Source organism: Polaromonas sp. CG_9.5 (genome assembly GCF_035984465.1).
Taxonomy (GTDB): domain Bacteria; phylum Pseudomonadota; class Gammaproteobacteria; order Burkholderiales; family Burkholderiaceae_C; genus Polaromonas.
Genome location: NZ_JAXCHR010000027.1, coordinates 22,109 through 31,116, shown reverse-complemented (window position 1 = coordinate 31,116; position 9,008 = coordinate 22,109). Strand labels below are relative to the sequence as shown.

The 9,008-nt window shown below is 64.2% G+C and carries 8 protein-coding genes; 5 read left to right on the top strand and 3 right to left on the bottom strand.

The annotated features are described in order from the left end of the window. Nucleotides 1-141: 141 nt before the first annotated feature. Nucleotides 142-1,167, bottom strand: coding sequence for a LacI family DNA-binding transcriptional regulator (locus tag RCH06_RS15940; RefSeq protein WP_327082447.1), 1,026 nt, complete (start codon nucleotides 1,165-1,167; stop codon nucleotides 142-144). Between the two features lie 183 nt (nucleotides 1,168-1,350). On the opposite strand from RCH06_RS15940, the gene RCH06_RS15935 reads away from it, so the two are divergent. The 5 genes from RCH06_RS15935 (at nucleotide 1,351) to RCH06_RS15915 (ending at nucleotide 5,756) form a co-directional block, all read left to right on the top strand. After that, nucleotides 1,351-1,875 carry a gluconokinase gene (locus RCH06_RS15935; protein WP_327082446.1) on the top strand — a complete coding sequence of 175 codons (525 nt, stop codon included), beginning with the start codon at nucleotides 1,351-1,353 and terminating at the stop codon, nucleotides 1,873-1,875. Further along, nucleotides 1,857-2,369: a TRAP transporter small permease gene (locus tag RCH06_RS15930; protein ID WP_327082445.1), complete on the top strand. Its 513-nt coding sequence runs from the start codon at nucleotides 1,857-1,859 to the stop codon at nucleotides 2,367-2,369. The genes RCH06_RS15935 and RCH06_RS15930 overlap by 19 nt, the downstream gene beginning before the upstream one ends. Nucleotides 2,370-2,373: 4 nt before the next feature. Further along, nucleotides 2,374-3,666, top strand: coding sequence for a TRAP transporter large permease (locus tag RCH06_RS15925; RefSeq protein ID WP_327082444.1), 1,293 nt, complete (start codon nucleotides 2,374-2,376; stop codon nucleotides 3,664-3,666). Between the two features lie 40 nt (nucleotides 3,667-3,706). Continuing rightward, nucleotides 3,707-4,726 (top strand): TRAP transporter substrate-binding protein, encoded by a 1,020-nt coding sequence (locus tag RCH06_RS15920; RefSeq protein WP_327082443.1) that lies wholly within the window; start codon nucleotides 3,707-3,709, stop codon nucleotides 4,724-4,726. 256 nt (nucleotides 4,727-4,982) lie between these two features. After that, a complete protein-coding gene (locus tag RCH06_RS15915) occupies nucleotides 4,983-5,756 on the top strand; it encodes a class II aldolase/adducin family protein (RefSeq protein WP_327082442.1) in 774 nt (257 codons plus the stop codon). Between the two features lie 32 nt (nucleotides 5,757-5,788). On the opposite strand, the gene RCH06_RS15910 is transcribed toward RCH06_RS15915, so the two are convergent. Together RCH06_RS15910 and RCH06_RS15905 are read right to left on the bottom strand one after the other, a co-directional pair. Next, a complete protein-coding gene (locus RCH06_RS15910) occupies nucleotides 5,789-7,144 on the bottom strand; it encodes a sigma-54-dependent transcriptional regulator (protein ID WP_327082441.1) in 1,356 nt (451 codons plus the stop codon). Further along, nucleotides 7,141-8,946 (bottom strand): ATP-binding protein, encoded by a 1,806-nt coding sequence (locus RCH06_RS15905; RefSeq protein ID WP_327082440.1) that lies wholly within the window; start codon nucleotides 8,944-8,946, stop codon nucleotides 7,141-7,143. Before RCH06_RS15905 ends, RCH06_RS15910 begins: the two co-directional genes overlap by 4 nt. Between the last annotated feature and the right edge of the window lie 62 nt (nucleotides 8,947-9,008).

Below are 9,008 nucleotides of genomic sequence, written 5' to 3'. Positions count from 1 at the left end.
CTTGAGGTCTACCGCAATTTGTTGCTCAACTACCACCCCTCGCCCGCTACTATTCAATGATCCCTGTGTTGCGCTTGGACTTGAAACTGCCCAATGCAGACGTGCGCAGCCAGCTATTCTTTCAATAGCATTCAAGTCATTTCAGCTGCTCGCCCGCACGACCAGCTCGTAACCCAGGTCAACACAGGGCGAAGCCACGGGCTCGCCATTCATCAGCGCCAGCAGCATGCGGGCCGCTGCCGTGCCCATGTCGGCGCGCGGCGTGCGCACCGTGGTTAACGGCGGCAGCATCTGGTCGCTGCCGGTCAGGTCGTTGAAGCCGGCCACGGCCACGCGCTGCGGCACGGCCAGCCCCAGGCGCAGCGCCGCCAGCAACGCGCCCTGCGCCAGGTCGTCGTTGCAGAAAAAAATTCCATCCACATCGGGCTGCTCGCGCATGATCTGCGCGAACATCTGCGCGCCCAGCGCCATTGATGACGGCGCGGGGTTCAGCCATTCCAGCGCCGCATCATGCAGGCCGGCCGCGCCCATTTCGCGCCGCCAGCCGTCGAGCCGCTGCAGCGTGCGTGCATCGAGCTGCGCGGCGGCAAAAGCGATGCGTCGGCGGCCTTGCGCCAGCAAATGCGCCGTCATGGCCGCGCCCGCTTCCAGCTGCGAAAAGCCGACGCTGTACACGCCCGTCGCGCAGGTCAGCTCCATCAAATGCACACACGGCACGCCGCTTTGGGCAATCAGCGCGCGGGCGGCGTCCGTGCGTTCAAGCCCCGTCACCAGCAGACCAGCCGGGCGCTGCAGCAGTTGCTCGCGCAGCAGCAGCTCTTCTTCGTCGAGGTTGTAGTGCGTCACGCCCATCAGCGTCTGGTAACCGGCCGGGCGCAGGCTGCGCTGCACGGCTTCAAACACATCGACGAACAGCGCATTTGACAGCATCGGGATCAGCACCGTGACATGCGTGCTGCGCTGCGACGCCAGCGCGCGGGCCGCCGGGTCGGGCACATAGCCCAGCGTGCGCGCCGCCGCCTGCACCCGCTCGACCAGGTCCGGCGCGACCGCACGCTCGCCGCGCAGCGCGCGCGACACGGTGATCGGGCTGACACCGGCGGCCTGCGCCACATCAGACAAAGTGACGCGGCCCGTAGCGCGCGAACGAAGAGGTGCTGAAGTCATGAATCCTAGGGAAACTACTGAGATATTGATGGGGGATGCTCGCATAGGATAGCGCTATCCCACGGTGAGCGCCAGCCGGAAAATCCCTGATCTGCTTTTTGCAGGCCGTTGTTTAAATTGATTTTCCCGGCGTTCATCTTTTATTTTGATCCACCCGGATAGCGCTATCCAAACTTTGAACTTATGACGGAATCTTTGGTAATCATGGGCGTGGCCGGTTGTGGCAAGTCCAGTCTGGGCGCTGCCGTGGCGCAGGCTACCAGCTTGACGCTGGTCGAAGGCGACGACTTTCACAGCCCTGCCAGCCGCGCCAAGATGAGCCAGGGCATTGCCCTGACGGACGCCGACCGCGATGGCTGGCTTTTTGTGCTGGGCGATCAGCTGCGCGCCCACCCGCAAGGCCTGGTGCTGACCTGCTCGGCTTTGAAACTTTCCTACCGCGAGCGCCTGCGCCAGGCCGCGCCCGGACTGCGCTTTGTGTTTCTTGACATCAGCCGCGAGGAATCGCAGGCACGGGTGTCAGCGCGGGCGCAGCAGCATTTTTTCTCGACCACGCTGGTGGACAGCCAGTTCGCCACGCTGGAAAACCCCACGGGCGAAGCCGGCGTGTTGCGCGTCGATGCGCTCAAACCGCTGGCCACGCTGCAGGCCGAAGTCTGCCAATGGCTGGACACGCACAAGGAGCCAACATGCACAACGAAGCCCTGATCGAAGTTCCCAAAAGCCGCTTCCAGCGCATCAGCAACATGCTGCTGGCCGGGTGCCTGGGCGTGATGGCGCTGGCGGTGTTCGTCAACGTCGTGCTGCGCTACGGCTTTAGCAGCGGCCTGCCCGCCAGCGAAGAACTGTCGCGCCTGCTGTTCGTCTGGATGGTGTTCATCGGCGCGACCGCTGCCTATCCGGCGGGCGAGCACATGGCCTTCACCAGCCTGGTCGGCATGCTCAAGCACCGGCCCGCACTGTTCATGAGCGTGACGATTTTCATTCGCCTGCTGGTGCTGCTGGCCTGCGCACTCATTGGCTGGGGCGCGTGGCAACAGGTGGTGGTCGGCTATGGCAGCCAGTCGGTGGTGCTCGGCTATTCGACCGCGCTGCTGCCGCTGCCGGCCTTTTTGTGCGCCACGGCCATCGGCCTGATGGCGCTGTTCGAGATCATCCAGCGCACGCCGCTGGACCTGGGCCACAACGTGGAAGTCGAGTAACACCATGAGCAACGAAGGCCTCGCATTCATCGTTTTTTCCGTCGGCATGCTGACGCTCATGGGCATCGGCATGAACATGGGCCTGGCGCTGGTGCTCACGGGCGCGGGCATGGCCTGGGTGCTGGACTTCTGGGACACCCAGCTGCTGGCGCAAAACCTGGTCGCCGGGGTGGACAGCTTTCCGCTGCTGGCCGTGCCGTTTTTCATCCTGGCCGGCGAGTTGATGAACTCCGGCGGCATCAGCCAGCGCATCATCGCCATGGCGCAGGCCTGGGTCGGCCACATTCGCGGCGGCCTGGGCTATGTGGCGATTGGCGCGTCGGTGCTGATGGCCAGCATGAGTGGCTCGGCACTGGCCGACACCGCCGCGCTGGCGACCATTTTGCTGCCCATGATGCGCAAGCAAGGCTACCCGATGCACACCTCGGCCGGGCTGGTGGCCTCGGGCGGCATCATCGCGCCCATCATTCCGCCATCGTTGCCGTTCGTGATCTACGGCGTGACGACCAACACCTCGATTTCGTCGCTTTTTCTGGCCGGCATCGTGCCCGGCATCGTCATGGGCGTGGGCCTGATCGTGGCCTGGAAACTGGTGCTGCGCAACACCGACCTGCCCGAAGGCCAGCCGCTGCCGATGCGTGAACGGCTGCGCGCCACCGCCAAGGCTTTCTGGGCGCTCTTGATGCCGATCATCATCATCGGCGGCATGAAGACCGGCATCTTCACGCCGACCGAAGCGGCCGTGGTGGCCGCGTTTTATGCGCTGTTTGTTGCGCTGTTCGTGCACCGCGAAATGAAGCTGCCCGAGATCCAGGGCGTGCTGGTACGCGCCGCCAAGACAACCGCCGTCGTGATGTTTCTGTGCGCCGGCGCCCAGGTCGCCAGCTACATGATCACGCTGGCCGACCTGCCCAGCACGCTGACCGGCTGGCTCGGGCCGCTGGTGGACAGTCCGCGTTTGTTGATGCTAGTGATGATGATTGCGCTGGTGATTGTGGGCACCGCGCTCGACCTCACGCCGACCATCCTGATCTTTGCGCCGGTGATGCTGCCGATTGCCGTCAAGGCCGGCATCGACCCGGTGTACTTCGGGCTGATGTTCGTGCTCAACGGCGCGATTGGCCTGATCACGCCGCCGGTCGGCACGGTGCTCAATGTGGTGGCCGGCGTGGGCCGGATGCCGCTGCACCAGGTGATACGCGGCGTGAATCCGTTTTTGATTACCTACACGCTGATCCTGTTTTTGTTCGTGTTGTTCCCGCAGATCGTCACCGCGCCCGTCGCGTGGATGCGCTGAATCCCTGTTCCTTTCACCCATAACTCCAGGAGACTTCCCCATGACTTTTCTTCGTCGAACCCTTGTCGCCGCTGCCGCCGCTGCGGTGCTGAGCGCCTCGTTTTCCGCGCTGGCGCAGGACATCAAACCGCGCCTGATCCGCTTCGGCTACGGCCTGAACGAGCAAAGTAACCAGGGCCGCGCGGCCAAGGTGTTTGCCGATGCGGTTGAAAAAGCCTCGGGCGGCAAGATGAAGGTGCGCGCCATCGGCGCCGCCGCGCTCGGCCCCGACACCCAGATGCAGCAGGCCCTGATCGGCGGCGCGCAGGAAATGATGGTCGGCTCGACCGCCACGCTGGTCGGCATCACCAAGGAAATGGCGCTGTGGGACACGCCGTTCCTCATCAGCAATGTCAAGGAAGCCGATGCGCTGCTCGACGGCCCGATCGGCGACAAGATCAAGGACAAGCTGCAGGAAAAAGGCCTGGTCGGCCTGGTGTACTGGGAAAACGGCTTTCGCAACCTGACCAACAGCAAGCGCCCGGTCACCAAGGTCGAAGACCTCGACGGCATCAAGCTGCGCGTGATGCAGAACAACGTGTTTTTGAACAGCTTCAAGACGCTGGGTGCCAACGCCATTCCGATGGCGTTTTCCGAGTTGTTCGGCGCGCTGGAAACCAAGACCGTCGACGGCCAGGAAAATCCGTACAACACGATTTTGTCGAGCAAGTTCTACGAGGTGCAGAAGTACCTGACGGTGACCAACCACGTCTATAGCCCGTGGATCGTGCTGGTCAGCAAGAAATGGTGGGACCAGCTGTCCAAGGCCGAGCAGAAAGTGCTAATGGACGCGGCCAAGACCAGCCGCGAGTTTGAACGCAAGGACACGCGCGAAGAGGCCTCCAGGGCCATGGCCGACCTCAAGTCCAAGGGCATGCTGGTCAACGAGTTGTCGCCGATTGAGGCCGAGCGCATGCGCAACAAGCTGACCGGCGTGTATGCCCAGATCGGCACCGAAGTCGGCATGGACCTGTGGAACGAAACCCAGAAGGAACTGGGCCGGATTCGCGGCGGCAAGTAAACCAGACGCCGCGCCGGTCAACCCCGCCGGCAGACACTGAAACGGGGCTGTTGCAGCCCCGTTTTTAATGAAAAGTGCCGCTTGCGCAATAGCCACGTGCGCAAGCTGCTATTTTTATAGTAGCAATCAGCCTGTTTGGCAGCTACCGCCATTTCGGCTTGTCGCCGTGGCAACACCTGTCGTTGCGCCCGCCGTTGTAGGCTGTCAGGCCTTGCATTTCGCATTTCACTGGCAACCTTCACCCGGAGACAACCGCATGCACATTCCTTCCCTCCAAGACATCGTCAGCGCCGAAGAATGGCAGTTGCGCTGCGACCTGGCTGCCTGCTACCGGCTGGTGGCGCTGTACGGCTGGAGCGACCTGGTGTTCACCCATATCAGCGCCAAGCTGCCCGAATCGGTGTCAGGCGCGGGCGCGCACCATTTTTTGATCAATCCCTACGGCCTGATGTTTGACGAAATCACGGCGTCCAGTCTGGTCAAGGTCGATGAGCAGTGCAACAAGGTGATTGACTCGCCCTTTCCCGTCAACCCGGCCGGTTTTGTGATTCACAGCGCCGTGCATGCTGCGCGGCCTGACGCCACTTGCGTGCTGCACACCCACACCCGCGCCGGCGTGGCCGTGAGTGCGCAGGCCGGCGGCGTGCTGCCCATCAGCCAGCAATCGACCTTTGTGCTGGCGTCGCTGGCCTACCACGGCTACGAAGGCGTGGCGTTTCGCGACGACGAAAAGCCGCGCCTGCAGGCCGACCTGGGCGCTGCCAACTTCATGGTGCTGCGCAACCACGGCCTGCTGGTGGTGGGCAAAAGCATTGCCGATGCGTTTTTGAGCATGTACACGTTCGAGAACGCCTGCCGCATCCAGATTGACGCGCAGGCCGGCGGCGGCGCACTGACGCAGGTCAACCCGCAGATTCTGCAGGGCGTGTCGCAAGCCATGCGGGTGCAAACCGGCGGGCTGGGCGGCGCGTTTGTCTGGCCGTCGCTGATCCGCAAGCTCGAACGCCTGGACACGGCCTACCGCACCTGATGCGCGCCGCTTGAGCGGCAGCCAGCCGGGCCTCAGTGCGTCTTGAATTCCTCGGCGCTGAGCCGGAACCGCCGCAGCTTGTCGTACAGCGTCTGCTTGGACAGGCCCAGCGCGCGGGCCGCGACGCCGACATCGCCGTGGTGGCGGCGCAGGCTTTCAATCACCATGCCGCGCTCAAAATGCTCGACCTGCTCGGGCAGGGTGTGCGGCATGTCGCCCGGCTGCGCGCCCAGGTTGAAGGGGTCAATCGTCAGGCCCAGCACAAAGCGGTCGGCCACATTGCGCAGTTCGCGCACGTTGCCCGGCCAGTCGTGGGCCATCAACTCGGCCAGTTGCCCGCTGTTCAGCTCAGGCGCGCTTTGCTGGTAACGGCTGGCGGCCAGCAGCGCGAAATGCGCAAACAGCAGCGGAATGTCTTCGCGGCGCTCGCGCAGCGGGGGCAGCTCGATAAACGCCACGCCCAGCCGGTAATACAGGTCAGCGCGAAACTTTTGCTGGTCACTGAGCAGCTTCAGGTCTGCCTTGCTGGCGGCCACCACGCGGCAGTCAATCGCCACCGGCTTGTTCGAGCCCACCCGCTCCACCGTGCGCTCTTGCAGGGCGCGCAGGAGTTTGATTTGCACCGACATCGGCATGCTTTCGATCTCGTCCAGAAACAGCGTACCGCCCTGCGCGTATTCAAATTTGCCGATGCGCATTTTGCTGGCACCGGTGAACGAGCCGACTTCATGGCCAAACAATTCACTGTCGGCCAGCGCTTCGGGCAGGCCGCCGCAGTTCAGCGGCACAAAATTGGCGCGCCGCCGTTGGCTGTGGTCATGCAGGCAGCGCGCCACCAGTTCCTTGCCGGTGCCGGTTTCGCCGTAAATCACCACATCGGCCGGGGTGGACGCCAGCGCCATCACGGTGCGGCGCACACGCGTCATTTGCGGTGAACGGCCGATCAGCGCCGCCTCAATGCCGTGCCAGTTCTCCAGCTGGTGGCGCAGTTGCTGCACCTGCAGCGTCAGCGCGCGCTTGTCGGCAGCGCGCCGCACCACGGCCACCAGGCGCTCGGACGAACAGGGTTTTTCGACAAAGTCATACGCGCCCGCGCGCATGGCCTGCACGGCCATCGAAATATCGCCGTGGCCGGTCATCAAAATTACCGGCAGTTCGGGGTCGATGGCATGCAGGCTGCGCTGCCATTCGGTACCCTGCATGCCGGGCAGTTTCACATCGCTCAGCACCACGCAGGCTTCGCCAGCGCCCAGCGCCGGGCTGACCTGCTCGACGCTGGCATAGGCCCTGACACCAAAGCCCGCCAGCTCCAGCGCCTGGCAGCAACCGACGCGCACGTCCTCGTCGTCCTCGACCACAACGACCTTGATGTCGGGCACCTGACTCATGATTTGATTTCCTTGGGTAATTCGGCAAGCGGCAACACCAGCGTAAAACAGGCACCGCCTTGTGGCAGGTTACACGCCTGCAGCGTGCCGCCCAGCTCCTGCATGCTGTGCGATGAAATCATCAGCCCCAGCCCCAGCCCCTGGCCCATCGGTTTGGTGGTGGTGAACGGATCAAACAGACGCAGAAAAATGGCGTCGCTGATGCCCGGCCCGGTGTCGGTCACGGTGATGCGGCACTGCCACTGGTCGGCGCATGCTTTCACCCGCAAACAACGCACGTCAGACTGCGCCATCGCGTCTATCGCATTGCCAAACAGATTCACCAGCACCTGCTCCAGCCGCACCGCTTCGGCCTGGGCCGTCAGGTCGGGCGGCGTGATGGCGACTTCCAGCGTCACGCCGGATTCGCGCAGCTTTTGCATCACCATCAGTTGCGCGCTGGTCACCGCTTGCTCGATGCCGACCGGCGCAAACGCAATCGCTGATTTGTACGAAAACGACTTGAGCTGCAGCGTCAGCCGCGCCATGCGGTCGACCAGCAGGGCGATGCGCCGCAGGTTGCTTCGCACGTCGTCCAGCCGCTGGTGTTCCAGCAGCACGCCAGCGTTGTCCGACAGCGTGCGCAGGGCCGCCAGCGGCTGGTTCAGCTCATGCACCATGCCGGCGGACATCTGGCCCAGCACCGCCATCTTGCCGGCATGCACCAGCTCGTTCTGGGCGGCGCGCAACTCTTCGGTACGCTCGGCCACCTTGGACTCCAGGCTGTCATGCGCTGCCTGCAGCGCCGCCTGATTCGCCAGCTTCAGGCGCGTGGTGCGCCGCCGCTGCAGCACCAGCATGGCCGCCAGCAGCAGCAAGGCCGCTGCCAGCCCGGTCATCAGCGCGCCGTCCATGCCGGTTTCCTGCAGTTGCGCGGCGTCGTCGAGCACAAACACCTGCCAGTGCATCGGCCCGTAAGCCCGCTGACTGCTGACAAACCGTTCGCGCTGTACGCCCAGCCATTGCAACCCCGACACCATCGTTTCGCTGGACTGCCAGCGCAACGCCTGCAGGGCAGATTCGCCATACGGCTGCGACTGCGCAATAGCGGCCAGCGCGCTGGCCGACAAAGCCGCCAGTGGCCGGTATTTCCAGTCGCTGCGAGTCGAAAGAATGACCACGCCCTGCGCATCGGCCACCACGATCTCTCCGGGCAGGCGTTTCCAGGCCAGCTCGGTCTGCGCCAGACTGACCTTGGCGACGCCCATGCCGCGCAGCCGCTGACCGTGGCGCAGCGCGTACGACAGGTAATAGCCGGCTTTGTGGCTGGTGGTGCCAACGCCATAAAACCGTCCGCGTCCTTGCGCCAGCGCATCGCGTACATAGGGGCGAAAAGAAAGATTCGTGCCCAGCGGGCTGCCCGGCTCGGCGGCGTCAGAAGCCGCCAGCGTCAGGCCTTGCTCATCAATGACGTACAGCGTGCTGGCCCCGGCCGTGTCGTTGATGCGGCGCAAATACTGATTGACTTCAGCGCGCAAGGCGCCGTCGCCGGGGCGGTCGAGCAGCTGGAGCACCGAGGGGCTGGTTTCCAGCAACGAGGGCAGGTATTCAAAGCGGGCCAGCTCGCCGTCCAGCGCCGCCGACACCACGTCCAGCCGGTGCCCTTGCGCTTCGTGCAGCTGCAGCATGGCGGCGCGCGTGGCCCCCAGGTAGCCGGCGGCCGCGACCAGCATCACGGCCAGCGCCGCACCCAGCCAGACGACCAGCCGCCTGGCCGCCCGGGTGCGCCCGCTGCCTGCGCTGCTGCGCTTGATTGTGCTCAAACCGTCTCCCGTTCCTGTTGTACGCCTGGCCCAGGCGCGACTTGGCCAGGCCTGCCGATTGT

What these genes read in the sequence shown, in the direction of transcription:
- RCH06_RS15910 (WP_327082441.1), bottom strand. Translation starts at nt 7,144, where the DNA reads ATGAGTCAGGTGCCCGACATCAAGGTCGTTGTGGTCGAGGACGACGAG.
- RCH06_RS15940 (WP_327082447.1), bottom strand. Translation starts at nt 1,167, where the DNA reads ATGACTTCAGCACCTCTTCGTTCGCGCGCTACGGGCCGCGTCACTTTG.
- RCH06_RS15930 (WP_327082445.1), top strand. Translation starts at nt 1,857, where the DNA reads ATGCACAACGAAGCCCTGATCGAAGTTCCCAAAAGCCGCTTCCAGCGC.
- RCH06_RS15925 (WP_327082444.1), top strand. Translation starts at nt 2,374, where the DNA reads ATGAGCAACGAAGGCCTCGCATTCATCGTTTTTTCCGTCGGCATGCTG.
- RCH06_RS15920 (WP_327082443.1), top strand. Translation starts at nt 3,707, where the DNA reads ATGACTTTTCTTCGTCGAACCCTTGTCGCCGCTGCCGCCGCTGCGGTG.
- RCH06_RS15915 (WP_327082442.1), top strand. Translation starts at nt 4,983, where the DNA reads ATGCACATTCCTTCCCTCCAAGACATCGTCAGCGCCGAAGAATGGCAG.
- RCH06_RS15935 (WP_327082446.1), top strand. Translation starts at nt 1,351, where the DNA reads ATGACGGAATCTTTGGTAATCATGGGCGTGGCCGGTTGTGGCAAGTCC.